The organism is Kitasatospora sp. NPDC093102 (genome assembly GCF_040683915.1).
GTDB lineage: Bacteria > Actinomycetota > Actinomycetes > Streptomycetales > Streptomycetaceae > Kitasatospora.
In genome coordinates, this window is sequence record NZ_JBFBFA010000004.1 from 130,865 (window position 1) to 156,228 (window position 25,364).

Annotated in this window: 23 protein-coding genes and 2 pseudogenes; 11 read left to right on the forward strand and 14 right to left on the reverse strand. The window is 73.4% G+C overall.

The genetic code is table 11. The features are described from left to right. The first annotated feature begins 145 nt into the window (after positions 1-145). The gene (locus AB0O11_RS08270; RefSeq protein ID WP_363383228.1) at positions 146-1,771 is read left to right on the forward strand and encodes a CehA/McbA family metallohydrolase; all 1,626 of its coding nucleotides are present in this window, start codon (positions 146-148) and stop codon (positions 1,769-1,771) included. Positions 1,772-2,011: 240 nt separating this feature from the next. Next, positions 2,012-2,506, forward strand: coding sequence for a hypothetical protein (locus AB0O11_RS08275; protein ID WP_363383230.1), 495 nt, complete (start codon positions 2,012-2,014; stop codon positions 2,504-2,506). Positions 2,507-2,525: 19 nt separating this feature from the next. Here the strand turns inward: AB0O11_RS08275 and AB0O11_RS08280 are convergent, their stop codons facing one another. Next, entirely contained in the window at positions 2,526-2,984 is a 459-nt protein-coding gene (locus AB0O11_RS08280) for a DinB family protein (protein ID WP_224279528.1), read from the reverse strand. Between the two features lie 448 nt (positions 2,985-3,432). Continuing rightward, positions 3,433-3,633 (reverse strand): annotated as a pseudogene (locus AB0O11_RS08285) (zinc ribbon domain-containing protein); the annotation flags it as partial. Between the two features lie 33 nt (positions 3,634-3,666). Here AB0O11_RS08285 and AB0O11_RS08290 point away from each other — a divergent pair. From AB0O11_RS08290 to AB0O11_RS08315, 6 genes and pseudogenes are all read left to right on the forward strand, one after another. Beyond that, positions 3,667-3,825, forward strand: coding sequence for a hypothetical protein (locus AB0O11_RS08290; protein WP_363383232.1), 159 nt, complete (start codon positions 3,667-3,669; stop codon positions 3,823-3,825). Further along, positions 3,822-4,163, forward strand: a pseudogene (locus tag AB0O11_RS08295) (sigma factor); the annotation flags it as partial. The gene AB0O11_RS08290 and the pseudogene AB0O11_RS08295, both read left to right, overlap by 4 nt. A gap of 118 nt (positions 4,164-4,281) precedes the next feature. Continuing rightward, positions 4,282-5,157 (forward strand): class I SAM-dependent methyltransferase, encoded by an 876-nt coding sequence (locus AB0O11_RS08300; protein ID WP_363383234.1) that lies wholly within the window; start codon positions 4,282-4,284, stop codon positions 5,155-5,157. Positions 5,158-5,473: 316 nt separating this feature from the next. Continuing rightward, on the forward strand, positions 5,474-6,322 hold the full coding sequence (locus AB0O11_RS08305; protein ID WP_363383236.1) for an LLM class F420-dependent oxidoreductase: 849 nt from the start codon (positions 5,474-5,476) through the stop codon (positions 6,320-6,322). Positions 6,323-6,639: 317 nt separating this feature from the next. Beyond that, entirely contained in the window at positions 6,640-7,278 is a 639-nt protein-coding gene (locus AB0O11_RS08310) for a flavin reductase family protein (RefSeq protein WP_363383238.1), read from the forward strand. Between the two features lie 87 nt (positions 7,279-7,365). Then, positions 7,366-7,938, forward strand: a complete 573-nt coding sequence (locus AB0O11_RS08315; RefSeq protein WP_363383240.1) for a MarR family transcriptional regulator — start codon at positions 7,366-7,368, stop codon at positions 7,936-7,938. Between the two features lie 39 nt (positions 7,939-7,977). Here the strand turns inward: AB0O11_RS08315 and AB0O11_RS08320 are convergent, their stop codons facing one another. From AB0O11_RS08320 to AB0O11_RS08365, 10 genes are all read right to left on the reverse strand, one after another. Continuing rightward, positions 7,978-8,703, reverse strand: coding sequence for a gamma-glutamyl-gamma-aminobutyrate hydrolase family protein (locus AB0O11_RS08320; protein ID WP_363383242.1), 726 nt, complete (start codon positions 8,701-8,703; stop codon positions 7,978-7,980). Beyond that, positions 8,700-10,187: an aldehyde dehydrogenase gene (locus AB0O11_RS08325; RefSeq protein ID WP_363383244.1), complete on the reverse strand. Its 1,488-nt coding sequence runs from the start codon at positions 10,185-10,187 to the stop codon at positions 8,700-8,702. Before AB0O11_RS08325 ends, AB0O11_RS08320 begins: the two co-directional genes overlap by 4 nt. 87 nt (positions 10,188-10,274) lie before the next feature. Further along, positions 10,275-11,723, reverse strand: coding sequence for an APC family permease (locus AB0O11_RS08330; protein ID WP_363383246.1), 1,449 nt, complete (start codon positions 11,721-11,723; stop codon positions 10,275-10,277). Between the two features lie 115 nt (positions 11,724-11,838). Continuing rightward, positions 11,839-12,477, reverse strand: a complete 639-nt coding sequence (locus tag AB0O11_RS08335; protein ID WP_363383248.1) for a TetR family transcriptional regulator — start codon at positions 12,475-12,477, stop codon at positions 11,839-11,841. Positions 12,478-12,504: 27 nt separating this feature from the next. Continuing rightward, positions 12,505-13,350 carry a fumarylacetoacetate hydrolase family protein gene (locus tag AB0O11_RS08340; protein WP_363383250.1) on the reverse strand — a complete coding sequence of 282 codons (846 nt, stop codon included), beginning with the start codon at positions 13,348-13,350 and terminating at the stop codon, positions 12,505-12,507. A 12-nt stretch (positions 13,351-13,362) separates the two neighbouring features. After that, on the reverse strand, positions 13,363-14,298 hold the full coding sequence (locus AB0O11_RS08345; RefSeq protein ID WP_363383252.1) for a 3,4-dihydroxyphenylacetate 2,3-dioxygenase: 936 nt from the start codon (positions 14,296-14,298) through the stop codon (positions 13,363-13,365). Further along, positions 14,291-15,754, reverse strand: coding sequence for an aldehyde dehydrogenase (locus AB0O11_RS08350; RefSeq protein WP_363383254.1), 1,464 nt, complete (start codon positions 15,752-15,754; stop codon positions 14,291-14,293). Before AB0O11_RS08350 ends, AB0O11_RS08345 begins: the two co-directional genes overlap by 8 nt. 68 nt (positions 15,755-15,822) lie before the next feature. Then, positions 15,823-16,629, reverse strand: a complete 807-nt coding sequence (locus AB0O11_RS08355; protein ID WP_363383256.1) for an acetoacetate decarboxylase family protein — start codon at positions 16,627-16,629, stop codon at positions 15,823-15,825. 10 nt (positions 16,630-16,639) lie between these two features. After that, positions 16,640-17,848, reverse strand: coding sequence for an FAD-dependent oxidoreductase (locus tag AB0O11_RS08360; RefSeq protein WP_363383258.1), 1,209 nt, complete (start codon positions 17,846-17,848; stop codon positions 16,640-16,642). 3 nt (positions 17,849-17,851) lie between these two features. After that, entirely contained in the window at positions 17,852-18,040 is a 189-nt protein-coding gene (locus AB0O11_RS08365) for a ferredoxin (RefSeq protein ID WP_363383260.1), read from the reverse strand. 420 nt (positions 18,041-18,460) lie between these two features. Between AB0O11_RS08365 and AB0O11_RS08370 the strand changes: the two genes are divergently transcribed. Further along, the gene (locus AB0O11_RS08370) at positions 18,461-19,816 is read left to right on the forward strand and encodes a glutamine synthetase family protein (RefSeq protein ID WP_363383262.1); all 1,356 of its coding nucleotides are present in this window, start codon (positions 18,461-18,463) and stop codon (positions 19,814-19,816) included. A 17-nt stretch (positions 19,817-19,833) separates the two neighbouring features. Beyond that, positions 19,834-21,132 (forward strand): cytochrome P450, encoded by a 1,299-nt coding sequence (locus AB0O11_RS08375; protein ID WP_363383264.1) that lies wholly within the window; start codon positions 19,834-19,836, stop codon positions 21,130-21,132. 65 nt (positions 21,133-21,197) lie between these two features. Here the strand turns inward: AB0O11_RS08375 and AB0O11_RS08380 are convergent, their stop codons facing one another. Together AB0O11_RS08380 and AB0O11_RS08385 are read right to left on the reverse strand one after the other, a co-directional pair. Continuing rightward, positions 21,198-21,857 (reverse strand): response regulator transcription factor, encoded by a 660-nt coding sequence (locus AB0O11_RS08380; protein ID WP_363383558.1) that lies wholly within the window; start codon positions 21,855-21,857, stop codon positions 21,198-21,200. A 5-nt stretch (positions 21,858-21,862) separates the two neighbouring features. Continuing rightward, complete coding sequence (locus AB0O11_RS08385) at positions 21,863-23,101, reverse strand: sensor domain-containing protein (RefSeq protein WP_363383559.1); 1,239 nt, start codon at positions 23,099-23,101, stop codon at positions 21,863-21,865. A gap of 354 nt (positions 23,102-23,455) precedes the next feature. Between AB0O11_RS08385 and AB0O11_RS08390 the strand changes: the two genes are divergently transcribed. Further along, entirely contained in the window at positions 23,456-25,354 is a 1,899-nt protein-coding gene (locus tag AB0O11_RS08390) for an FtsX-like permease family protein (protein WP_363383266.1), read from the forward strand. Positions 25,355-25,364 lie beyond the last annotated feature (10 nt).

Sequence of the window (25,364 nt, forward strand, 5' to 3'; positions counted from 1 at the left end):
CATTCGTCACTCCCCGCAACTCGACCCTGGCCTGCCCGCCCCCTCTTCACCGGCCCGCCCCACCGCCGTGGGCCCCGACTCACCCCCGGTTCACTCGCCCGGGTAAGCACGCGAGCAACCCGCCAGCCCCGATCCGGAGACCTCGATGCCGACCGAGCCCAGCACCCCACGCTCCGACCAACCGACCGACCAGCCGGCTCCGCAGCCGGCCGCCCGGCCCGCCCGCCGCGACCTGCTCCGCACCGGCCTCGCCACCGGCGCCGCCACCACCCTCGGCCTCGCCGCCACCACCGGCCAGGCGACCGCCGCCCCCGCCGGCACCCCCGGCACCACTCCCGCCGACCGCACCCTCACCCTCACCGGCCACCTGCCCACCGGCGCCCCCGACTTCCTCTACCTCCCGGTGGAAGTGCCCGAGGGCGTCCGCGAGATAGCCGTCTCCTACGGCTACGACAAGCCGCCGGTCCCGGCCGGCACCCCCGGCAACTCCTGTGACATCGGCATCTTCGACGAGCGCGGCACCGACCTCGGCGGGCCCGGCTTCCGCGGCTGGTCCGGCGGCTTCCGCACCGAGTTCAGCCTCTCCCGCGGCGCCGCGACCCCCGGCTACCTCCCCGGCCCGATCAACCCCGGCACCTGGCACGTGGTCCTCGGCCCCTACCAGATCGCCCCGCAGGGCCTGGAGTACCACGTCGAGGTCACTCTCCGGTTCGGTGCACCCGGGCCGCAGTTCACGCCGCACTACCCGGCGGAGCGGGCCCGCGGCCGCGGCCGGGCCTGGTACCGGGGCGACTGCCACCTGCACACCGTCCACTCCGACGGGCGGCGCAAGCCCGAGGAGGTGGCGGCCGGGGCGCGCGCGGCCGGCCTGGACTTCATCGTCTCCACCGACCACAACACCAGCTCCTCGCACGCCGCCTGGGGCCCGCTGGCCGGGCCCGACCTGCTGATCCTGCCGGGCGAGGAGATCACCACCCGCAACGGCCACTGGCTGGCCCTCGGCCTGAAGCCGGGCCAGTTCGTCGACTGGCGCTACCGCTCGCGCGACGAGGAGTACCCGCGCTTCGTCCGCCAGGTCCACCGCTCCGGCGGCCTGGTGGTGCCCGCGCACCCGTACTGCCCGTACGTCGCCTGCCAGTGGAAGTTCGGCTACGAGCAGGCCGACGCCGTCGAGGTGTGGAACGGCCCCTGGACGTACGACGACGAGTCGGCGGTGGACACCTGGGACGGCCGGCTCGCCGTCGCCCTGCGCGAGGGCCGCTCCTGGCTGCCCGCCCTGGGCAACAGCGACGCACACAGCGAGCCGCAGGTCATCGGCTCCCCGCACACCGTGGTGCTGGCCGAGGACCTCACCCGGGACGCGATCCTCGACGGGTTGCGCGCCGGGCGCAGCTGGCTGGCCGAGTCCTCCGCCGTCGCGCTGGACCTCACCGTCACCGGGCACGGCCGCCGGGCGGGCATCGGCGAGGAGCTGACCGTCCCGGCCGACGCCCCGCTGGACGTCCGGCTCACCGTCTCCGGGGTGCCCGGCGGGACGGTCCGCCTCCTCACCGACGAGGGGCAGATGCACCAGGAGTCGCTGCCCGCCGACGGCTCCGGCACCGTGGTCTGGCGCACCACCGCCTCGCTCGCCGCCTACGTCCGGGCCGAGGTCCGCCACCCGAAGGCGGACGGCACCCCGGGCAGGGGCAACTCGATGGGCCCTGACCTGCCCTGGGGCCCGATGGCGGCGCTCACCAACCCGATCGTGCTGCGCACCGGCGACCGGTAGGGGCCGCCGGCGGTCCCCCGACGGGCCGCCGACCGGTCCCGGGTCTTCCCTCCGACCCGCCCAGGAACCGGGTGGGGGACGACTCGGACCACCCGTTTGGACTAGGTTGATCCCCGAAACGCATCAGTCGTAGGGACGAGGCGGTCGGTTGTCCGAATATGGGCCGACCAGCTCCTTCGCACTCCGACCGCCCCGCCCCGGCTACCCGACCGTCCCCGGCCCGCGAAGGGATCAGCAGCTGTGAACCGTACGACCGTAGGTGGGCCGGAGCTCGGGGGCGGCCGGGGCGCCGGGGGCGTCCTCGTCCTCGTCGACCCGGGCGGGGCCGGGGACAGCCCGGTCGCGGAGCTGCTCGCCCGGGAACTGAACCCGGGCGTCCACCTGCGGACGGACGACTTCCTGCGGGTCATCCGCAGCGGCCAGCTCCCGCCCCACCTGCCCGAGGCCGGACGCCAGAACGCCACCGCCCTGGCCGCCGCCGCCCAGGCCGCCTTCGCCTACGCCACCCGCGGCTACCAGGTCGTGGTGGAGGCCCCCGCCGTCCCGGCCGCCCTCGACACCTTCCGCCGCGAGAGCCGCGCCACCGGCGCCGCCCTCCACTACGTCGTCCTCCACCCCGGCCCGGCCCCCGACGACGCCACCCACACCCTCGACACCGCCGCCCTCACCCCCGAGACCACCGCAGCCGCCGTTCTCACCGCCCTCACCCACCGCACCCACCTCCTCGGCTGGTAGGCCCGCCCGGCCCACCCGGCTACGCCCCCACCGCGCCGTCGATCGCCTCCCGCAGGAAGTCCGCGTGCCCGTTGTGCCGGGCGTACTCGTGGATCAGGTGGAGCATCACCAGCCGCAGCGACACCTCGGCGTCCCACCGGGCCTGGTAGCCGGTGACGTCGAGGGAGTCCGCGGCGAGCTCGATGCGGCGGGAGTGCTCGACCTCGGTCCGCCAGGCGGTGAAGGCCTCGGCCCGGGTGGCGCCGGCGGGGTCGTACGCGGCCTGGTAGTCGCCGTCCTCGGACCAGACCAGCGGAAGGTCCTCGCCGTTGATGACCCGGCGGAACCAGGTGCGCTCGACCTCCGCCAGGTGCCGGACCAGCCCGAGCAGGCTGAGCGTGGAGGGCGGGCTGGAGCGCCGGCGCAGCTGCTCGTCGGTCAGGCCCTCGCACTTCAGGGCGAGGGTCGCCCGGTGGAAGTCGAGGAAGCCGCGCAGCATCTCGCGCTCGCCGCCGGTCAGCGGCGGGGCGGGGCGGTCGTCGGGGGCGTTCACGTGTCGTTCTCCTCGCGGTGGTCGGCAGTCCCCGCGGACTGTAGCGAACCGACCGGCCGGTCCGGAGGTCGTTTTCCCCGGCCGTCGCATCCGGCTGTCACATCCGTGCACCCTCCGGTGTCTTCATGTCCGGCAACCCGCCGAACCATCGAACCGGGAGGACACCATGGCACTGCGACTGCCGAAGGCCCAGCTGCCCGCCGAGCTGAGCGAGAACATGATCAAGGGATTCGGGACCACCCTCGAACCCGTCGAGGCGGTCTGGCACAACCCCGGCGTCGCCACCGCGAACCTGGACTTCTCCCGCCGGATCGCCGAGTGGGACGCGCTCGACGAGGGCCTCAAGTCCTTCGCGCACGTGACTCCTCCCCCGCGTGAACGCGGGGGCTTCTCGCTAACCCTTCCGGGCGTTGCGACGGGCCAGCCCGGCCCGGAGAACGTTGACGGCTCCCACCGTGTCGGCGTGCGCCCGGTGGGCGCAGCCGGTGCAGTGGAAGGTGTCCTGGGTGGGCCGGTTCTCCGCCGCAACATGCCCGCATGCGGGGCACGTCCGGGAGGTGTTGCGGGGGTCCACGGCGATCGTTTCCCGCCCGGCGCCCACCTGCTGGACGAACTCGGCCCGGCGGCCATGGTCGAACTCACCGCCTACGTCGCCTTCGTCAACATGGCCACCAGGAACAACACCGCGAACGGCGTCCGTTCCCAGGGCTTCTCCGACTCCTGCGAGATCCCGCCGGCCAGGCGCACCACCGCCGGCGACGCCCCGGCCGGAGCGTCGCCGGCATGACCGAGGACCCCTTCGTCACCCACCGCAGCCTGCTCTTCACCGTCGCCTACGAGCTGCTCGGCTCCGCCGCCGATGCCTCGGACGTGCTGCAGGAGTCCTGGCTGCGGTGGGCCGAGGTCGACCGCGGGCAGGTGCACGACCCGCGCTCGTACCTCATCCGGATCGTCACCCGCCAGGGCCTCAACCGGCTGCGGACGCTGTCCCGCCGGCGCGAGCAGTACGTCGGCGAGTGGCTGCCGGAGCCGCTGCTCACCAGCCCCGACGTCGCCGAGGACGTCGAACTCGCGGAGAACGTTTCGTTCGCGATGCTGACCGTGCTGGAGACGCTCGGGCCGACCTCGCCCGGTAGCCGCCCCGGTCGCGTGGTGGTGCTCCCAGCCCCCTCGGAGCACCACCACGCCCCCGTTGCTCCCCGGACACTCCACCATCACGTACCGTGTTCGGACCACCACAGGTTTGGGTACGTACCTCGGCGCGCCCGGCGGCCGGGCGCCCACCGAGCAGGAGACCCAGCGGCCCATGGACCACAACCGCATCCCCCCGACCGTGCGCCGGACCTACGGCGCCGACGACCTCAGCACCGCCCCGTCATTCGCCGGAGGTTTCATCAACTTCGGCTACTGGCGGGGCATCGACCTCGCCGCCCCGACGCCCGAGGACCGGGTACGCAGCCAGGAGCAGCTCTACCGGCGGGTGTTGCGGGCCTTCCCCGAGCCGCGTGAGCGGCTACGGCTGGCCGAGGTCGGCTGCGGGCGGGGGTTGGGTGCGGCGCTGGCGCTGCGGGAGTACCGCTTCGCGGCGGTGACGGGGGTGGACATCCACCCCGATCAGATCGAGCGGGCCCGCGCCGTCAACGCGAGAGCCCTGGCGGCGTACCCCGATCGGCTGGCGTACACCCTGGGCTCGGCGGACGAACTCCCGTTCTCCGACGGCTACCTGGACGGTGTGTTCTCCGTCGAGGCCGCCCAGCACTTCCGCGAGCTGACCGGCTTCGCCCGCGAGTCGGCCCGCGTCCTTCGCCCCGGCGGCCGCCTCGCCGTCACCACCTTCTTCACCGCGCCCGGCTCCGACGCCGCCGAGCGCCTCAAGATCCTCCTCGCCAGTTTCGCCGACGGCCTCGACATCGCCCACCCCCTCGACGACTTCACCGCCGACCTCGCCCGCCATGGCTTCACCGACATCACCACCGACTCCATCGGCGCCGACGTCTGGCCCGGTCTCGACCGCTACCTCGCCGACACCGTCCCACCCGCCCACTGGACCCGCCACTTCCTCACCGCCTGGCGCGACGACCTCGTCGACTACCAGGTCGTCACCGCCACCCGCATCTGACAGCGCCGCACACTCGACCAGCCCCGGGCTCGATCACGCCACCGGCGGAACAGGCCCCGGGGCGGACATCAGTGCCTGCTGCATGCCTTTCAGGGCTGATCACGAGGCGCTCGCCCTGCCTCGGCGTGCGGTGGGGTCTTTCAAGGCGAGGAGTGTTCCTCGGTACCGGGAATGGGTGACCGGAACAGCCGGTTGGACATGGCTGGTGGACAACGCGGCGATCACCTGCGACAGCTGGCAGTGGGCCGGCGATGCGGACCTACCGGTGGTTCGGGACACGGTGCCGCCGAGCAACGACCGATGGGGGTAGGAGTTCGTGGAACTGGGTGTGTACGGCCTGAGTGCCAAGGCGACGCTGGGGCCGGTCGACACGGCTCGGCTGGCCCGCCGGGCAGAGAAGTTGGGTTATCGCTCCTGGTGGGTGGGAGACCATGTGGTGCTGCCCAGCCCCCGGGTGCCCGACTCGCCGATGGCACCCACCGACCCGATTCTCGATCCCCTGGTGCACCTGTCCTATGTGGCCGCACTGACTGAGCGGATGGAGTTGGGAACCGGGATCCTCATCCTGCCGCAACGCAATCCGGTAGTGCTGGCCAAGCAGGCTGCCAGCCTGGACGTGCTGTCCGAGGGCCGGCTGCTTCTCGGCGTCGCGCCCGGCTACCTGGAGCCGGAAATGGCCGCAGTGGGCGTGCGGCTTTCCGAGCGCGGCGCCCGCACCGACGAGTACCTGGACGCGATGCGGCAGCTGTGGACCGAGCCGGAACCTGCGTTCCACGGCCGTTACGCGAACTTCGAACGCGTGGACGCGCATCCGCGCCCGGTGCGGCCGGACGGCCCGCGAATCGTGATCGGCGGGCACAGCCCAGCCGCGTACCGACGGGCAGTCCTCAAGGGGCACGGCTGGATCGGCAACGGCAGCTCGCCAGAGGACCTGGTCCTCCACCTCGAAGGGCTGCGCAAGGCCGCGGCCGAGGTGCCCCGGCCGGCGCAGCTGGGCCGATTGCAGATCAATTTCATGCAGATCGATCCGGTCGAGGTGGACGCTGACAGTGCGCTGCGGTACGCGGAACTCGGTGTGGACCGGCTGCTGCTCTACCCGCTGCCGGTGGAGGACCCGGTCGAGGTGGGCGCGTTTCTGGAGAGGCACGCCGGTCTCCCCCGCTGACTGCCCAAGGCTTCGGCGTAGTCAGGTGATGTCCGGTTCGTGATGAGTCGTCTGCTCAGTCGGAACTTCCGCCGGCGTGGGTCGGCCTTCTGCACCCTGACGGGCATCATGGTGGTCGCCGCCGCGCTCTCGTCACTCCGCGGGCGGAGCGTGTCCCGGTGACGCGTCCGGGTCGTCCTCGGCCACGGGTTCCACTCGGCGGGAGTGCGACGTCGTGTTTCCGCCAGCGCCGGTGATCTCGTCGCGAGAAGGTCGGCGACGGCTCGTGTTCCTCATCGCGGGTCCGTCCGTTCGGAACTCTGCGAAAGGCGCAGCGCATGCACATCGTCCCCGGGCTCAAGGTCCTGTACTTCGGAACTCCGGTGGTGCTGATCAGCTCGCTCAACGAAGACGGCACGGCGAATCTCGCGCCGATCTCCTCGGCGTGGTGGCTGGGCCAGTCGTGCATGCTCGGTCTCGGCAACAACGCCCAGACCACCGCGAACCTGCGGCGGGAGGGCGAGTGCGTGCTCAACCTGCCCTCGTCGGCGATGGTCGGTGCCGTCGACCGGATCGCGCTCACCACCGGGAAGTCGGCCGTGCCGGACTACAAGGTGGAGCAGGGCTACCGGTACGAGCCGGACAAGTTCTCGACCGCGCGGCTGACCGAGCAGGCCTCGGACCTGGTCCGAGCCCCACGGGTCGCGGAATGTCCGGTCCAGCTGGAGTGCCGCGTCGTCTCGGCCCATCCCTTCGGCGGCCCCGCTTCCCATGCCACCGCCTTCGAGGTCGAGGTTCTTCGCGCCCATGTCGAGGAGGGGCTGGTCATCCCGGGGACCCACTACGTGGACCCGCTCGGCTGGGATCCGCTGATCATGAAGTTCTGCGAGTTCTTCGGCGGTGGGCACAACGTTCACCCGTCGAGGCTCGCCGAGGGCTGGAACATGCCGCACCCGCGCCCGTCGGCGGCCGCCTGAGCGGTGTCCGCCCGTAGAATGGGAAGCTTGAACGGCCGTGGGCCCGGCCGGGCCCTCGCGGCCCGGCGATGATGTGAGGGAGCACCCGTGCCCAGCCAGCGGTCCATCAACGAGGCGGAAAGGCTCGTGCAGGCGAAGCTCGGCGGCATCCCCGTCCGCCGGGAGCGGATGGCCGCGGTGGCCAACATCTACCGGGCGGCCTCCGCCGTGCGGCAGCACCTGGAGAACTCCGTACTGCGCGGCTCGGACCTGACCTGGACCGCCTTCGTGGTGCTGTGGGTGGTGTGGGTCTGGGGCGAGTCCGAGACGCGGCACGTCGCCGAGGAGGCGGGGATCTCCAAGGGCACGCTGACCGGGGTGTCCCGCACGCTGGAGTCACGCGGCCTGCTGCGGCGCACCGATCACCCCACCGACGGGCGGCTGGTGCTGCTCGCACTCACCGAGGACGGCGAGGAGTTCATGCGCCGGGTGTTCCCCGCGTTCAACGACGAGGAGTCCTTCGTCACCGCGCAGCTGAGCGACGCGGAGTGCGTCAGCCTCGCCGACGGGCTGCGGCGCGTGGTGCTCCAGGTCGAGGAGGCGGGCGAGGACCGGCGCCGGTCGCTCCTGAACGGCGAGGAGCCCGCCCCGCGCCGCAGCGGCCGGCGCGCCCGCCGCTGACGCGGCGAGGTCGGGCCGGCCACCGCGTGGCACGCCGGCTCAGGCCGCGCCGCGGGCGGCCCGCACCAGTGCGTCGAAGAGGCGCTGCTGGACCGGGTCCTCGTGGGCGGTGTCCTCCGGGTGCCACTGCACGGCCGCGAACCAGCCGTCGTGCCCGGCGAGTTCGACCGCCTCGACCGTCCTGTCGGCGGCCCGGGCGGTGACGGCCAGGCCCTCCCCGAGCCGGTCCACGTGCTGGTGGTGGTAGCAGGACGCCTGGACCTCCTCGGCACCGGTGATCCGGGCCAGGGGGGAGCCCGGTGCGAGCGGTACGGGGTGCCGGCGGTGGCGGTGCTCGTGTCCGGGGCCGCCCATGTCCTGGTGCAGGGTGCCGCCCAGGACGGTGTTGACCACCTGGAGTCCGCGGCAGACGGCCAGCAGCGGCACCCCGCCCGCGAGGGCCTGCCGGGCGAGCTCCAGGTCGAACGCGTCCTGCTCGTCGTCCACGTCGTAGACGGCCTGGTGGGCGCCGGAGGCTCCGTAGCGGTGGGGCGCGAGGTCGCCGCCGCCGGGGAGCAGCAGCGCGTCGAACCGGGAGAGCCGGGCGGCGACCTCGGCGGGGTCGGCGGCGCCGCCGGGAGCGTGCGGGTGCAGGGTGACGGGCTCGCCGCCGGCCCGCCAGACGGCCTCGATCAGGGCCCGGGCGTTGACCTCCGCGGCGTGGCGCAGCGCGGAGGTGGTGGCGGCGAAGCGGGCGGGGATCGCGATGAGCGGTCGGTGGGTCAAAGCTGGATCCAGGTGGTCTTGAGTTCGGTGTACTTCTCCAGGGCGTGGGCGGACTTGTCGCGTCCGTTGCCGGACTGCTTCATGCCGCCGAAGGGCACGGTGAGGTCGCCCTCCTCGTAGCAGTTGACCCAGACCGTACCGGCCCTGAGGGCGCGGGAGACCTGGTGGGCGGTGGACAGGTCGGACGTCCACAGTCCGGCCGCGAGGCCGTACTCGGTGGCGTTGGCGAGGGCGACGGCCTGGTCGAGGTCGTCGAAGGTGAGGACGGACAGCACCGGGCCGAAGACCTCCTCGCGGGCCAGCCGGCTGTCCGGGGCAACCTGGTCGAAGACGGTCGGTGCGAGGTAGGCGCCGCCGGCGCCGGTCAGGGTGCGCGCGCCGCCGGTGCGCAGGCGGGCGCCGTCGTCGAGGGCGGTGCGGACGTGGCCGAGGACCCGGTCGAGGTGGTTCTCGCCGACCAGGGCGCCCATCTCGGTGGCGGGGTCGAGGGGATCGCCCACGCGCAGGGCGCGGGCGCGCGCCACGACGGCCTCGGTGACCCGTTCGGCGACGGAGGTGTGGACCAGCAGCCGGGAGGGCGCGGTGCACATCTCGCCCTGGTTGAAGAAGATGCCCCAGGCGGCGGTGGCCGCGGCCTGCTCCAGGTCGGGGGCGTCGGGCAGGATGATGTTGGGCGATTTGCCGCCCAGTTCCAGCCAGACCCGCTTGAGGTTGGAGTCGGCGGAGTAGCGCAGGAAGTGGCGGCCGACGGCGGTGGAGCCGGTGAAGGCGAGGACGTCCACGTCGGGGTGGAGGCCGAGGGCCCGGCCGGCGACCGGTCCGTCGCCGGCCACGACGTTGAGCACGCCCGGTGGCAGTCCGGCCGCCAGACCGATCCGCCCGAGCAGCAGCGCCGACAGCGGCGAGCTCTCCGAGGGCTTGAGCACGACGGTGCAGCCGGCGGCCAGCGCCGGGGCGATCTTCCAGCCGGCCAGAGTGAGGGGGAAGTTCCAGGGGACGACCGCGCCGACGACACCGGCGGGCTCCCGGGTGACGAGGGCGAGGGCGTCGGGCGCGGTGTGCGGGGACTCGTCGGTGAGCTTGTCGGCGAGCCCGCCGTACCAGCGGAACGTCCCGATGACGGCCCGCAGTTCGATGTCGTGGGCGTCGGTGACGGGCTTGCCCATCTCCAGGCTGACGGTGAGCGCCAGCTCCGCTCGCCGCTCCTCCAGGAGGTCGGCGAACCGCAGCAGGACGCGGCCTCGTTCGGCGGGGGACAGCCGCGGCCAGGGACCGCGGTCGAAGGCGCGGCGGGCGGCGGCGACGGCCGCGTCGACCTCGGCCACGCCGGCGTCGGCGACCTCGGCCAGCACCCGGCCGTCGCGGGGCGACACCACGGGGAACGCGCCGCCGCCGGCTTCGTCGGCGCCGTCGATCAGGTGCGTGCGGATCGGTTCCAGCGTCTCGGCCCGGCGGAGCCAGTCGTCGTGGGTGGCGGGGGTCATGCGGTCCTCCGGAGCACGTGGGTGGGACATGGGTGGCGCGCGCCCGGCCTGCGGGCGCGCGCCTTTGCGGACAGGCCCTGGAGCGGGTCAGCCGGTGCGTCGGCGCCGGATCCGGTGGTTGGCCACGCCGAGCGCCATGACGACCGGCACCGACAGGACGAGCGACAGCGCGGTGCTCACCTCGCCGCCGATCAGGGTGGTGAAGTTGGCCAGGATGAGCCAGATGGCACCCGTGATGCCGAGCGCGCCCAGCACGGGGGCGATCACGGTGTTCCACACCCTGGTGTCCACCCGCCGGCGGCGGAAGAACACCACGACCGACACCGAGGTCAGCAGGTAGAGCAGCATCATCGCCAGGACGGCGAGCCCGCTGAACCAGGAGAAGAGGGTGAGCACCGGGTCCTGGTCGGCCAGGGCGAAGGGCACGACCAGGAGGACGGCGACGACGCTCTGGACCCGGCCCGCGACCGCCGGGGCGTGCCGGCCGTTCAGCCGGCACAGCCGCGCGGGCAGTTGCCCGTCCCTGCCGAGGCAGAACAGGTAGCGGCTGGCGGAGTTGTGGAAGGTCAGGACGCCGGCGAACAGCGAGGTGGCCAGCAGGACCGGCAGGACGCCGCCGATCCAGCCGCCGAAGAGGTCCGCGACGGGAGCGAAGACGAATCCGGCGGAGTCGCCGGCTGCCAGCGCCTGCTCCGCTGCCGCCGGTGCCTTCGAGGCGCCGTAGGCCGAGATGAGGGTCCACGAGGTGAGGGCGAAGAAGCCGGTCACCACGATCACCGAGAGGTAGGTGGCCCTCGGCACGGTCTTCTTGGGTTCCTTCGCCTCCTCGCCGTAGATGGCGGTGGCCTCGAAGCCGAACATCGACGCCAGGGCGAACATCACGGCGACCCCCGGCGCGCCCTGGAGGGCCGCCGACGGGGAGAAGCTGTCGGCCACCCCGAGCCCTTCCGGCCCGCCGCCCTTGACCAGGGTGACCAGGCCGAAGACCAGCAGGATGCTGAACTCGGCGAGCACGAACGCGGCCAGCACCCGCGCGCCCATCTCGATCCCCAGGGCGCCGAGGGCCTGCACCACGGCCATGGTGACCAGCGTGTAGACCCACCACGGGAGGTGGAGCGGGGTGTGGTCGGCGACGAGTGCGCTGACGATCGAGCCGTACAGGCCGTACATCGCCGCCTGGATGACGCAGTAGGCGAACAGGGCGACGGCCGCGCTGCCCGCACCGGCGGCCCGGCCGAGGCCGGTGCCGATGTAGGTGTAGAAGGCGCCGGCGTCGACGACGTGCCGTCCCATCGCGATGAACCCGACGGAGAAGAGCAGGATCACCGCCCCGGCCACCACGTAGGCCGCGGGGGTGCCGGAGCCGTTGCCGAGGGCGACCGACAGGGGGGCGGCGCCCGCGATGCCCGTCAGCGGGGCCTGACCGGACAGGACGAAGAAGAGGATGCCCAGGACACCCAGGGCGTTGGGTTTGAGCGTGGTCGCGGTGGGGGCGTCCCGCTCGGTCCGTTTTGAGGAAGTCGTCCGACTGTCCACACGGATCACCTGCCAGTTTGGAGTGGGGGAAGTCGTTTCAGGTCAAACGAGTTGCCTCATCGTGGGGTGCGGCCACCCGTTTGACAAGGGGTCGGGAGGCAGAGAACCCCGGCCGTCAGCGCCCGTCCGACTCCTCGGCCGAGCCGGCCGGCCCGGACAGCCCGGCCAGGACGCCCCTGAGCTCCGTCAGGGCCGCCTCGGTGGCCGCACGCTCGCCGAACACCAGCTGGTGCAGCACCAGGCCCTCCAGCGCGGCGAAGACCAGCCGGGACATGCCGGGGCTCACCGGCCCGGGCAGGATGCGGTCCAACTCGCGCCGGCTGGCCTCGAAGTACTCCTCGTAGAGGCCGCGCAGGTGCGCCAGCAGCTCGGGCCTACGGCGGGCCTCCAGCAGCAACTCGTACTGGAACGCCTGCAGTTCGGGGCCGGCCTCGACCATCTCCGCGAGACCGGCGGCGAAGTCGGCCGGGCCGCCCGTACCGGCGCCGAGGGTGCTGATGCTCAGGGAGGAGCGGATGGCGTGGGTGACGGCCTCCTCGATCAGCGCGTCGCGCGAACCGAAGTGGTGCACCACGAGCCCGTGGGTGACTCCGGCCTCCTCGGCGACGGCCCGGTAGGTGAGCTTGCGCAGACCGCCCCGGGCCACCACGCGTACGGCGGCGTCCAGCAGGGCCGTCCGGCCCGTCCCGTAGTTCGTCACGCGCTTGCGGGGGCGGCGAGCGGGGGCGGGGGCGGGCTTGACGGGGTCGGTCATGTGATCGACCCTACCGGGGCCCACCGGTCAGCGCTTCGGCGGCCTGATGCCGCGGAACTCCCAGTCGCCGCCCAGGGCGGTGGACAGCACCTCCTCCGACTCCGTGGGCTGCGCCCCCACGTCGGTGCGGACCGGGGTCGGCCCGGTGACGACGTGGTTGGTGAGCCGGCCGAGGCCCTCCACCTCCACCTCCACGACGTCCCCGGGCCGGACGGGCCGGGAGTTGGCCGGGGTGCCGGACAGCAACACGTCGCCGGGGTACAGGGTGATGGTGCGGGCGATGTCGGCGACGAGGTAGTGCATGTCCCAGGTCATCTCGTCGGTGGAGCCGTCCTGGACGACCTCGCCGTTGACGTAGGTCCGCAGCCGCTTGTCGTGGAAGTCCCAGTCGGTGACCAGTCCGGGGCCGAGCGGGCACAGGGTGTCGGAGCCCTTGACCCGGAGCATGGAGCCGGCGTCGGTGTCCCGGAAGTCGTGGAGGCCGTAGTCGTTGGCCACGGTGTAGCCGGCGATGTACTCCCCCGCCTCGGCCGGGGAGACGTTGCGCGCGGTCCGGCCGATGACGATGGCGACCTCGCCCTCGTAGTTGAGCCACTTGCAGCCCTCGGGGCGGACGATCGCGCCCTTGTGGGAGTTGAGCGCCGAGGTCGGCTTGTGGAAGTACGTGGGGGTGTCGGGCAGACCGATCCGGAACTCCTCCACCCGGCTGCGGTGGTTGAGGTGGACGGCGATCACCTTCGAGGGGACGGCGGGCGGCAGGTGGTGGGCGTCCTCGATCGCGACGCGCCGGCCGTCTCCGGCGACCAGTTCGTCGCCGTCGCGCACGGTCTGGACGGCGGCGCCGTCGAGGAGGATGCGGCGGTACTCGGGCATGGCGGGGCCTTCCTAGACCAGGCTGTGGGGGTTGCGGGGACCGGCGGGGGCGGGCAGGCCTGCGCCCGTCCAGCCGTTCTCGGGGCGGTCGAACCAGAGGTGGACCTGGCCGGTGCCGATCGAGTTCTCGTACTCGCCGTACTGGCGCGCCTTCGCGGTGCACGCCTGCTCACCGAGGGCACCGGCCATCATCAGGTAGTGGGAGAACCGGGCTTCGGGCTTGTGGCGCCAGAACTCGTCCATGGTGTCGAGGACCCGGTCGTGGCGGCCCTCCTTGAACCAGGCGATCCGCTCCCGGTCGGCCGCCCGCGCCTCGGGGGTGAAGATGTGCGCCGGGTCGCTGGACTCGTGGTCGCGCAGTTCGCGCAGCGGCCAGAAGGTGTGGGAGAGGGCTCCGGAGGCGATCAGCAGCACCCGTCGGCCCGGGGTGGCGGCGATGCCGTCGGCCAGGGCGCGGCCCAGGCGCAGGTGGTCCTCCATGTCACCGGTCTGGCAGACGCCGATGGTCACCCAGCGCTTGTCCGGCAGGCCCTCGCCGAGGAACTTCCACAGGTTGATCGTGGCGTAGTAGATCGGCAGGTACGCGTCGTCGATCGCGGTGATCCAGGTGCCGTGCCGGTCGGCGAACGAGGCGATGTTGCGGGCGAGTTCGGGATCACCGGGGAAGTCGTAGGGCATCCGGCACATGCCGCGCGGCAGTTCCTCGGAGGTGAACAGGCCGGCCCGGCGCTGCTGGGCGGTGACCACGAACTCGACGGTGGTCGCCCAGTGGGAGTCCAGGACGACGACGGTGTCGTAGTCCTCGCGCTGGAAGACGTCCTCGCGCAGCTGACGCAGGCCGGTGACGAGGGTGATCTCCCTGCCCTCGTTCAGCTCCAGCCTGGTCTCCTCGGGCAGCACGATGGTGGGGACGTGGGCGAGCAGGCCCGCCCCGACGATCTCACCCATGGTCCTTCCACCCCTTCGGCGAGGTGACGGTGTTCTTGAGGTCGCAGTAGAAGTCGAAGCTCCAGGTGCCGCCCTCGCGGCCGACGCCCGAGTGGCGGGAGCCGCCGAACGGGGCCTGGAGGTCCCGGACGAAGAAGCAGTTGACCCAGACGGTGCCCGCCACCAGCTGCCCGGTGACGCGCCGGGCGCGCTCCGGGTCTCCGGTGGCCAGGGTGGCCGCCAGGCCGAAGCGGGTGTCGTTGGCCAGTCGTACGGCCTCGTCCTCGTCGCCGAAGGTCTGCAGGGTCAGGACGGGGCCGAAGACCTCCTCCTGGACGATCTCCGAGTCCTGGGCGACGTCGGTGAGCAGGGTCGGCGCGAAGTACCGGCCGTCCCGGCGGTGGCCGCCGATCACGGCGCGGGCGCCGGCCGCGACGGCCCGCTGCACGAAGCCGTCGATCTTCTCCAGCTGGCGGGGGTGGATGGTGGGGCCGATGTCGGTCGCCTCGTCGCGCGGGTCGCCCTGCCGCAGGTCGGAGGCCCTGTCGACGAAGCGGCGGGTGAACTCCTCGGCGACCGTCTCCTCGACGAGGATGCGGGTGGCGGCCAGGCAGACCTGACCGGCGTTGTCGTACTGCTCCACCGCGAGGTCGACGGCGAGGTCCAGGTCGGCGTCGGCGAACACCAGCAGCGGGGACTTGCCGCCCAGTTCGAGGCTGAGCGGGGTGAGGTTGGCAGCCGCCGACGCGGCGATGTGCCGGGCGGTCGGCACGGACCCGGTGAAGCTGATCCGGCGCACGTCCGGGTTCGAGGTGAGGGCGTCGCCGATCTCGGAACCGTAGCCCTGCACGACGTTGAGGACGCCGGCCGGAAGCCCGGCCTCGGCGGCGATGTCGGCGAGCAGCGAAGCCGTCAGCGGTGACCACTCGGCGGGCTTGAGGACGACGGTGTCACCGGCCGCCAGGGCCGGGGCGACCTTCCAGGTGGCCAGCATCAGCGGCGCGTTCCACGGGGTGATCAGCACACAGGGGCCGGCCGGGTCCCAGCTGACGTGGTTGGTGTGGCCGCGGGTGTCGAAGTCCTCGTGGTCGAGCCGCAGCAGCCAGTCGGCGAAGAACCGGAAGTTGTGCGCGACCCGGGGCATGACGCCGCGGCGGTGCGAGCGCAGCAGGGCGCCGTTGTCGGCCGTCTCCACGACGGCCAGCTCTTCCAGCCGCCGCTCCACACCGTCGGCGATGGCGTGCAGGATGCGGGCACGCTCCTCGCGCGGGGTGGCCGCCCAGGCGGGGAAGGCCTCCCGGGCGGCGGCGACCGCCGCGGCGGCCTCCGCCGCGGTGCCCCGGGCGATCTCGCCGAGGACGCTGCCGTCGATGGGCGAGACGTCGGTGAAGGTTGCGGCGGAGGCGACGCGTTCGCCGCCGATCCAGTGCCGGGTGTCGACGGCCACTCCGGCGACGGTGGTGATGTGTTCGCTCATGTCCTCAAGATCCTCGTGCGTCGAGATCCTCATGCGTCCTCGAGATCCGTGATCGGTGCGGTGCGGGTTCACTCGGCGCCGGAGGCGTTCGACTCCAGCAGCCGGCCGCCGTCCCACACCACGCCGACCTGCCGGTAGTACGCGGCGATCGGCTCGCGGACCTCCAGCCGGGCCAGCTCCTCGGTGGGCGCCTCGAACAGCTCCAGTTCGGCGTCGCCCACCCACGGCTGTCCGGCCTCGAAGGAGGCGGCACCGGACTCGACCAGCTCGTCCAGGGCGAGGCCCTTGCCCTTCTCGATGGAGGGCAGCCAGCGGTGGTGGGCCATCGGATGGCCGTTGACGAAGCCGTTGGTCTCGGACGGCTCGCGCAGGGTGACGACGGCCTGGGCCAGGCGCCGGTCCGCGGCGGCGAGGGTCGCGCCGAACCGGGCACCGGGCTCGATGCGCGGGGCGGGGCCGTAGGGGTGCGGCCGGGTCTGGTGGATGGAGCCGAGCTTCTTCGGGTAACCCTGGTGCAGTCCCCGGGCGATGGCGAAGTCCTTGTCGACCCAGATGTGGACGCAGCGCGAGTAGGTCTGCCCCCGGTACTTGCAGCGGACGACGGCGAACGCCTCCTTGTACTGCGCGAGCACCGGGTCGAGCAGTTCCCGCCCGGAGGCGGAGCAGGACTGCCAGTCGGCCCAGATCAGCGCGACGGCGCCCGGGTCCTCGTCGGCGAGTTCCAGCGGCTCGGGCAGCAGTTCGCGCACCCGCGCGGGGTCGGTGCGGTACTCGATGGTGAGCAGGTCGCCGGAGTAGCGCCACGGCGGCGAGGGGATCAGCGACGAGGCGCCGGTCGCCGTCTTGGGGTGGAAGTATCCACGGACACTGGCCACTTGGGATTCCTTACGCGGTGGGAGCGGGTTGCTGGAGCAGTTCGGCGCGGTAGCGGGCGGCGGCGGCCGCGGCGCTCTGGCCGCCGAGGGCGACGACGCCGACCAGGCGGCCGTCCCGGTGGTAGCCGACCAGGACGTCCCCGTCGAGGTCGCCGTCCAGGACGCGCACGTCGTCCTTGCCGAGGGCGGGGGCGCCGAAGGACTGGAGCCGGAAGTCGTGCTGGTCGCTCCAGAAGGTCGGCAGCGGCGCGAACGGCGCGAGACCGTGGTCGGCGCCGGTGAGGTGCGCGGTGAGCACCTTGGCGGCGTGCTTGGCCGTGTCGGTGGGGATGCACCAGTGCTCGACGCGGCGCGGGACACCGTCGTACCGGGCGTTGGGGAAGCGGGCGACGTCGCCGACGGCGATCACGTCCGGACGTCCGCCGGCCCGCAGGTGCTCGTCCGTGAGCACGCCGTCGGAGAGGTCCAGTCCGTTGCCTTCGAGCCACTCGGTGTTGGCCGCGGAGCCGACCGACTCCACCACGACGTCCGCGGCCAGCACCCGGCCGTCGGCCAGGGCCACCCCGGTGACCCGGTCCCCGCCCTGGAAGGCGCTCACCCCGGTGCCGAGGGCGAAGCGGACGCCCCGCTCCCGATGGCGGGCGAGCAGCGCCCCGGCGAGCAGTTCGCCCAGCGGGCCGACCATGGGCAGCGGCAGCGGGTCGACCACGGTGACCTCGGCGGCGCCGAGGGCCACGGCGCTGGCGGCCACCTCGCAGCCGATGAAGCCGGCTCCCACCACGACCACGCGCACGCCCGGCCGGGTCAGCGCCTCGCGCAGCCCCCGGGCGTCGGCCAGCGTACGGACGGTGTGCCGTCCGGTGACGGGACCGGGGCAGCGCAGTCGCCGGGGGCGCATGCCGGTGGCCACCACGAGAGCGCGGTAGGGCAGGGTCTCGCCGTCGTCGAGTTCGACGACCTGCCGGTCGAGGGCGGCCCGGACGATCGTGGCGCCCAGGCGCCACCGCACGTCGGAGACACTGGCCCGGGGCCGGAAGGCGAGCGAATCGAAGGTCGCCTTGCCCGCCAGGACCTCCTTGGACAGCGGAGGCCGGTTGTAGGGCATGTGGGGCTCGTCCCCGACGAGGGTGATCGGCCCGTCCCAGCCCGCGGCGCGCAGCTGTTCGGCGGCGCGCAGCCCGGCCATGGAGGCGCCGGCCACGACGATGGGTGCGGTCACGGCTCAGTCCTCGATCCGGATGGCCTGGAGCGGGCAGACGTCGGCGGCCTCCTCGACGTCGCCGCGCAGGGCCTCGTCGGGGTGCACGACGTACGCCAGACGTCCGTCGTCGTCGAAGCGGAAGACGTCGGGGGCGGCGAAGACGCACTGGCCGTGGTCCTGGCACTTGTTCATGTCGACGACGACCTTCATGGCCGGTCCTCCTGATGGTGGGGGAGCGTCGGGGAAAGGGAGGGAGAGGGGGCGTGGACCCGCGGGGACCGGATCACGGCCGAGGGGGGCGGTGGACGCCGCAGAAGGGCGACGGCCTCCGCGCGGGGGGGCGATGGACATCGACCGCCAAAACGTTTGATGTCAAATAACATAGGAAGCAGCCCGGCCCCTGGTCAATAGCTATCCGGATGGATAAATTTCTGGGACAGACCCCTTGCGGGAGAGCGACCGGCGTCCCTACCGTTTGCCACCAGCGAGCGAGCGGTGTCCTGCCCCACCCCGCAGTCCGAAGCCGCCGCGCCCCCTCCCCACTCTCCACTCCCCCACTGCCGCGCGCCCTGGCCCTCCCCGTGCCGCGAGCACGGGGAGGCGCCCCACTTCCCCCCAGAGGAGCCACCGGTGAGCGCATCCGACATCCCGCCCGTCCGCCACCACATGGAGCGACTGGCCGCCCAGGGCATCGACGTGGTCCGGGTGACCTATCCCGACCTCATCGGCACCGAACGGGCCCGGGACGTCCTGCTGGACCACCTGCCCTCGGCCTGCGGCCACGGGCTCGCCTTCTGCCGCGCCGTCTACCACACCAGCCCCCAGGGCGACGTGGTCCCCGTCTCCGGGGGCCTGGACGCCGGCCTGCCCGACATCTGCGTGCGCCCCGACCTCGACACCCTGACCGCCCTGCCCTGGGAACCCGGAGTCGCGGCCTGCCTCGGCGACGTCACCGACCCGGCCACCGGACGGCCCGCCCCGGAATCCCCGCGCGACCTGCTGCGCACGGTCGTCGACCGATGCCGGCAGTACGGCCTGCACCCGGTCGTGGGGCCGGAGTTGGAGTACTTCCTGTGCGACGCGGCCCCCGAGACCCCCCGGGGCTGGCGCCGCTACAGCGAGGCCGCGGGCGTGGTCTACACGGCAGGGCTGCGCGCCGACGGCGACAACCACCTGCTGCGCAGCCTGCGCCTGCTGCGCGACCTCGGCATCGGCGTCACCAACGGCAACCACGAGTTCGACGGCTCCCAGTTCGAGATCAACCTGAACCACTCCGGCGCCATGGAGGCCGCGGACCGCGCCTTCCGCTTCAAGTCCGCGGTCAAGGAACTCGCCCGCAAGGAAGGCCGGTTGGCCACCTTCATGGCCAAGCCCTTCCAAGGCGCCGGCGGATCCGGCTTCCACCTCCACCTGTCCTGCGTGGACGACGAGGGCGGCAACGTCTTCGCGGACCCGGCCGCGCCGTACGGGCTGAGCGCCACCGCGCGCCACGCGGTGGCCGGCGTCCTCGCCCACGCCCCGGCACTCGCGGCGCTGGCCAACCCGACGATCAACTCCTACAAACGCTTCGGCCCCGACACCCTCGCCCCCTGGCTGATCGACTGGGGGCTGGACAACCGCAGCGCCATGGTCCGCATCCCGCCGGAGCGCGGCTCCGGCAGCCGGTTCGAACTGCGGCTGGGGGACGCGAGCGCCAACCCCTACCTGCTGATCGCGGGCACCATCGCGGCGGCGCTCCTGGGCGTCATCGCCGGCGAAGAGCCCGCCGCGCCGCTGGAGGGCTACGGCTACGACCGCACCAGGTCCGCGGTCCTGCCGATGTCCCTGCCCGAGGCCCTCGACGCGCTGGAAGCGGACACGGCCCTGACCGACGTCCTCGGCCCGGACTTCACCGCCGCCTACCTCTCGTACAAGCGCGACGAGGTCGACCGCTTCCAACGGCACGTCACCGACTGGGAGTTCACCGAGTACGCGTACCACCTGTAAGACCGAGGAGACCAACCATGACCACCGTGCCGGCCACGCCGACCGCTTCCGGCGCCATCGACGAACCGATGCCGCTCGACCAGGTGAACCTGGCCGATCTCGACAACTTCACCGACGGCGTCACACCGTGGCGCATGTTCCACACCCTCCGCCACGAGGATCCGGTCCACTGGCAGCCGGAGGAGGCGCCCAACTCCGGCTTCTGGGCGGTCACCCGGCACTCCGACATCGCCCGCGTCGACCGGGACGCCGAAACCTTCACCTCGGCGAGGTTCGTGAACCTGGAGGAGGTCGACGACGACCAGATCAAGAAGCGCGCCTCCATCCTGGAGCTGGACGGAGTCCGCCACCGCGCCCTGCGCAGCCTCCTCCAGCGGCAGTTCGGCGCGAACGTCATCAACAGCTACGCCGACTTCCTGCGCGGACTGACCGCCACCACGCTGGACGCAGCCCTGGCCAAGGGCCGCTTCGACTTCGTCAGCGAGGTCTCCGCCGACTTCCCGATCAACGTGCTCGCCCGCCTCCTGGACGTGCCCCCGGAGGACAACCAGCAGCTCATCGACTGGGGCAACCGGATCATCGGCAACACCGACCCCGACTACGCCGACGTCCTGCTGCACAGCGAGGAGAGCGAGAAGTACCGCGACCTGCCCTTCCGCTCGCCCGCCTCGCTGGAGGTCTTCGCGTACGGCCGCGAGCTCGCCCGGCAGCGGCGCGGCGGCGCCGGCACCGACCTGATCTCCAAGCTGGTCAACGAGACCCCGCGCGACGGGGTGCCGCTCTCGCCGCAGGACTTCGACAACTACTTCCTGCTCCTGGTCGTCGCCGGCAACGAGACCACCCGCCACACCATCAGCCACTCCATGCTGGCCCTCCTCCAGCACCCCGGGCAGCTCGCCCGCCTCCGGGAGGACCCCTCCCTCATCCCCGCCGCGGTGGAGGAGTTCCTGCGCTGGGCGTCTCCCGTCTACCACTTCCGCCGCACGGCCACGCGCGACGTCGAACTCGGCGGAAAGCGGATCAGGGAGGGCGACAAGGTCGTCATGTGGTTCGCCTCCGGCAACCGTGACGAGGAGGTCTTCGGCAATCCCTACGACTTCGACGTGACCCGCCGGGACAACGACCATGTCACCTTCGGCAAGGGCAGCCCCCACCTGTGCCTGGGCAACCTGCTCGCGCGCACCGAGATCCGCATCATGTTCGAGGAGCTCATCCCGCGGCTGGCGGGCATCAAGCTCGTCGGAGACGTCCCGCGGGTGCGCTCCAACTTCGTGAACGGCATCAAGAAGCTCCCCGTCGAGGTCACCCTCGCCTGACGCCCACTCCCCCGGTACGGCCCGGAGCCCCGCCCCGGGCCGTACCCGACCGACCGCGGGCACCCTCAGGCCCGGAGGAACTCCAGCACCGCCAGCACCCGCCGGTGGGTCTCCTCGGCCGGCGGCAGGTCCATCATCAGGATGTTGCCGATGTGCTTGCTCACCGCTGCCTCCGACACCACCAGCTCCCGGCAGATCGCCGCGTTCGACCGTCCCTGCGCCATCAGCGCCAGCACCTCCCGCTCGCGCGGGGTGAGCCTCTCCAGCGGGCTGCGGCGGCGACGCAGCAGTTGCCGCACCACCTCCGGGTCCACCACCGTGCCCCCGGCGGCCACCGCACCGAGCGCCGCCACGAACTCCTCGATCTGTCCGATCCGGTCCTTCAGCAGGTAGCCGACCCCGGAGCCGTCCCCCGCCTCCAGCAGCCGGGCCGCGTACGAGTGCTGCACGTACTGGCTGAGCACCAGGACGGGCAGTCCGGGGAAACGTTCACGCAGCGCGAGGGCCGCCCGCAGCCCCTCGTCGCTCTGGCCCGGCGGCATCCGGACGTCCGTGACCACGAGGTCCGGCCGGTGTTCCCCGACCGCCGTCCGCAACGCCTCGGCGTCCCCGACGGCCGCCACCACCTGATGTCCGAACCGGGCCAGCAGGCCGACCAGGCCCTCGCGCAGCAGGACACCGTCCTCGGCCACCACCACCCGCAGGCCGTCCGGCGCCGGTCCCATCGTCGTCACGCTGCTCCTCGGTCGATCGGGGTGCAGGGGATCTCCACCCGCACCAGGGTCGGTCCGCCGCGCGGACTGCTGACGGCCAGTGTGCCGTGCACCACCGCGACCCGGTCGGCCAGTCCGGTCAGTCCGGTGCCGCGCGCCGGGTCGGCGCCGCCGCTGCCGTCGTCCGTCACCTCGATCGTCAACCGGCCCTCCGTGTACCGTCCTTCGACCGTCGCGCTGCTCGCGCCGCTGTGTTTGGCGAGGTTGGCGAGCGCCTCGGTGACGGCGAAGTAGCCGGCCGACTCGACCGGGGCCGGCAGCCGGCCGGGCAGCTCGAAGCGGGTGGCGACCGGGACCGGCGAGCGGTCGGCGGCGTCCGCGCAGGCCTCCGGCAGGCCGTGGTCGGTGAGCACCTGCGGATGGATGCCGTTGATCAACTCCCGGAGTTCGGCCAGGACTTCACCTGCCTCCCGGTGCGCCTCGGCCAGCCGGGCAGCCAGCGGCCCGTGCACCGGAGCGTCCAGCCGGGCCAGCCCGAGCGCCATGGTCAGCGCCACCAGCCGCTGCTGGGCGCCGTCGTGCAGATCGCGCTCGATCCGGCGCCGCTCCGCCTCGAAGGCATCCACCAACCGGGCTCGGGAGCGCACCAGTTCACCGATCCGCTGCTCCTGCCCGCCGGGCGCCAGCACCAGCCGGACCAGCGCCGCCCGGGCGGCGGCCAGGAGGGCCAGCGGGTAGGCCAGCAGCGGGAACAGCAGCAGTCCGGCCAACCCGAGCAGGGCGGCCAGCGGCGGCGAGTGCACCACGACCACCTTGAGCACGTTCACCTGCTCGCCGTCCCGCAGCAGCAGCGGCAGCGCCGCGATCAGGTAACCGGGCACGGCGAGGGCGCAGGCCGTCACCGCCAGGTCGATCGGCCAGAGCACGAAGGCGGCCAGCAGCGCGAAGCCCAGCTCCCGCCAGGTCGCCTGCTCGCGGTAGCGCAGCCGCAACCAGGCGGCCAGACCCGGGTTCGGGGGGACGAGGTGCGGGTCCGGCACCCGTCCGCCGTCCAGGAAGCGGACCAGCCGCCGCTCCCAGGCCGCGACCGGCACCCCGGCCAGGGCCAGCGCGGCCGCCAGTGGCAGCCCGACCAGCACCACCGCCAGGACCCCGGCGACCAGCCCCGACAGCAGCAGCCCGAAACAGAGCAGCAGCCCGCTCAGGCCGGTGGCCAGCAGGTACCCGGCCGCCCGCCAGGGGGCGTCCGAGCGCAGGAACCCGGCCCGGGCCGGCGGAGCCCAGAGGCTCCTCGCGCCCGGCCCGTCCGCTCCGGCCGTTCCGTCCGTTCTGGCCGTTCCGGCCTTCCCGCCCCCGTTCACCGTGCCCCCTCCGTCACAGCCATGCCCCTCCGTCGGAGGAATGCCCCCTCCGTCGGAGGAATCCCGTCCGCACACCCTAGGCACCGGGCGGACGCCCCGGCGGTAGGGCCTGGCCTACCTTTGCCCCGCCCCTCCCCCGGCGCCGGGAGCCCGCGCCGGGGACCTCCCCTACGGGTAGGGCCGCCCCTACCCATCGGAGTAGGCCCCGGTCTGCTGACCGTCCCCGCCCCGACCGGTTCGCTGAGTGTCATGAGAATGCTGCGGATCGCCCTCACCTCGCTGACCACGCGCTGGCCCTCCCTGCTCGGCGCCTTCCTCGCCCTCGCACTCGGCGTCGCGATGACCGCCGTGATGCTGCTCGGCCTGGCCGCCGCGCTCGACGCGCCGTCCGGCGGAGGGGAGTTGGTCTCGCTGGTCGCCGCGCTCGGCACCGCCGGCGGGGTGAGCGCGTTCGTGTCGGCGTTCGTCGTGGCCTCCACGTACTCCTACGCCGTCGTCCGGCGCCGCCGCGAGTTCGGCCTGCTCAGGTCGGCCGGGGCGACCCGGGCGCAGGTCCGGCGCACGGTGCTGGCCGAGGCACTGCTGCTCGGCGCGGCCGCCTCCGCCACGGGCTGCCTGCTCGGCCGGCTCGGGGCGCCCGCGCTCGTCCGATGGCTGTCCGGGGTCGGCATGGCCCCGCCCGGCTTCGCGCCGAGCGACTCGGCCTGGCCGCTGCACGCCGCGTTCTGGACCGGCCTGCTGGTCGCCCTGGGCGGGGTCGCGGCGGCCGCCCGCCGGGCGGGCCGGGTCGGCCCGCTGGACGCCCTGCGCGCGGCCGACCTCGACACCGGGGTGCTGACCCGCGGCCGGCTGCTGCTGGGGCTCGGCCTGTTCCTCACCGCCATCGCGCTGGCCGGCGCCGCGCTCCTCACGGACCCCGCCGACCTGCTGCACCGCAAGACCTACACCACCCAGCCGATGTGGCTGATCTGCGCGGCCGGCCTGCTCTCCCCGCTCCTCGCGCCGCCGCTGGTCCGGGCGCTCGGCCTGCTGCTGCCCGCCCGGCTCACCGGGTACGCGGGCCGGCTGGTGCCCGCCGGCGCCGCCGCGGCGCTGCGCCGTACGGGCGCGGTGGCCGCGCCGGTGCTGGTGGCGGTGGCGCTGACCGGCTCCCTGGCCGGCGCGCTGGACACGGTGAGCGCCGCCCGGGCCGCCGAGGCCCGCGCCCGGACCGCCGCCGACCTGGTCGTCCGCCCCGCCGGTCCGTCGGCGCCGCTGGTCACCGCCCTGCGGACCGTCCCCGGCGTGACCGCCGTCTCGGCGACCGCGCCCACACCGCTGGCCCTCGTCGAGCCGGACGGCGTCACCGTCCGGTCCGAGGCCCGCGCCGCCGACCCGGCCGGCCTGGCCGCCCTCGCCCGGCTCCCCCTGCTCGCCGGTTCCCCGGCCGACCTCGACGACGACTCCCTGGTCCTGCCCGCCGAGTCGGGCCGCACGGTCGGCGAGCTCGTCCCGGTGGTCCGGGCCGACGGCAGCCGGACCGTCCTGCGGACCGTCGCCGTGCTGCGCGACGGCCTCGGCGACAACGGGCTGTACGTCACCGCCGCCAACGCCCCGGGCGCCCGGGTGGACCGGATCGAGGTCCGGCTCGCCCCGGGCACCGACGGCACCGCCGCCCTCGACCGCGCCCGCGCCGCCCTCCGCCCTTACGGCGCGACGGTGCTCGACCGGGCCGGCTGGCTCGCCGCCGTCTCCCCCTCGACCGGCCGGATCGCCTGGCTCCGGACCGTCCTGGTGCTCGCCCTGGCACTCGTCTACACCGCGATCGCGCTCGCCAACACACTGCTCACCACCACCGGGGACCGCCGCCGCGAACTCGCCCTGCTCCGGCTGGCCGGCGCCACCCGGGGCCAGGTGGTCCGTCTGGTGACGGCCGAGGCGGTGCTGGTGGCAGCGGTCGGCGTGGTGCTCGGCTGCGCCGTGTCCGCCGTTCAACTCGGCACCATGCACGCCGCGTTGAGTGTCATCGGCGCGCCCGGGCCGTGGGCGCTGCCATGGCGCCCGGTCGGGCTGGTGGCGGCCGGCGCGCTGGTCCTGTCGGCCCTGTGCGCCGCCCCGGCCGCCGCCTGGGTGCTCCGCCACCGCCCGGTCACGGCCGCCGCCCGCTGAGCGGGCCGAC

Coding starts and splice junctions, on each gene's coding strand:
- AB0O11_RS08345 (WP_363383252.1), bottom strand. CDS start 14,298: ATGGGTGAGATCGTCGGGGCGGGCCTGCTCGCCCACGTCCCCACCATC.
- AB0O11_RS08325 (WP_363383244.1), bottom strand. CDS start 10,187: ATGACCCCCGCCACCCACGACGACTGGCTCCGCCGGGCCGAGACGCTG.
- AB0O11_RS08340 (WP_363383250.1), bottom strand. CDS start 13,350: ATGCCCGAGTACCGCCGCATCCTCCTCGACGGCGCCGCCGTCCAGACC.
- AB0O11_RS08280 (WP_224279528.1), bottom strand. CDS start 2,984: ATGCTGCGCGGCTTCCTCGACTTCCACCGGGCGACCCTCGCCCTGAAG.
- AB0O11_RS08380 (WP_363383558.1), bottom strand. CDS start 21,857: ATGGGACCGGCGCCGGACGGCCTGCGGGTGGTGGTGGCCGAGGACGGT.
- AB0O11_RS08375 (WP_363383264.1), top strand. CDS start 19,834: ATGACCACCGTGCCGGCCACGCCGACCGCTTCCGGCGCCATCGACGAA.
- AB0O11_RS08335 (WP_363383248.1), bottom strand. CDS start 12,477: ATGACCGACCCCGTCAAGCCCGCCCCCGCCCCCGCTCGCCGCCCCCGC.
- AB0O11_RS08350 (WP_363383254.1), bottom strand. CDS start 15,754: ATGAGCGAACACATCACCACCGTCGCCGGAGTGGCCGTCGACACCCGG.
- AB0O11_RS08390 (WP_363383266.1), top strand. CDS start 23,456: ATGAGAATGCTGCGGATCGCCCTCACCTCGCTGACCACGCGCTGGCCC.
- AB0O11_RS08365 (WP_363383260.1), bottom strand. CDS start 18,040: ATGAAGGTCGTCGTCGACATGAACAAGTGCCAGGACCACGGCCAGTGC.
- AB0O11_RS08270 (WP_363383228.1), top strand. CDS start 146: ATGCCGACCGAGCCCAGCACCCCACGCTCCGACCAACCGACCGACCAG.
- AB0O11_RS08290 (WP_363383232.1), top strand. CDS start 3,667: ATGGTCGAACTCACCGCCTACGTCGCCTTCGTCAACATGGCCACCAGG.
- AB0O11_RS08310 (WP_363383238.1), top strand. CDS start 6,640: ATGCACATCGTCCCCGGGCTCAAGGTCCTGTACTTCGGAACTCCGGTG.